Raw genomic sequence first — 237 nt, forward strand, 5'->3', positions numbered from 1 at the left:
TCTCTCACCCTACGGCATCTTCGTGCTGGAAACGGCAGGTTTCCAGCACCTGCCGATAGGTCTCTACCGTTGCATCGGCGAGCCGTGCTGCAGGTCACAGGCTTTGGCATGAATCGCCCGCCACTGCGCGATCAATCGCAGGGTGTCGGCGGCAGCAGCGCAAGTTTCGGCGAAGGCGAACTGGCGCTGGCGGAGCGGAATCCGATGGACGTGGCGGCTCTGTTCGCCGCCTGAGCG

1 protein-coding gene is annotated in these 237 nt (G+C 64.1%); it reads left to right on the plus strand.

The window, feature by feature from the left end; genetic code table 11:
* The first annotated feature begins 108 nt into the window (after positions 1–108).
* Positions 109–234: a hypothetical protein gene (locus ACLJNW_RS28395; protein ID WP_003160853.1), complete on the plus strand. Its 126-nt coding sequence runs from the start codon at positions 109–111 to the stop codon at positions 232–234.
* The last annotated feature ends 3 nt before the right edge of the window (positions 235–237 follow it).

Origin of the sequence: Salmonella sp. SAL4457, assembly GCF_046548235.1 — a bacterium.
GTDB classification, from domain to species: Bacteria; Pseudomonadota; Gammaproteobacteria; order Enterobacterales; family Enterobacteriaceae; genus Salmonella; species Salmonella enterica.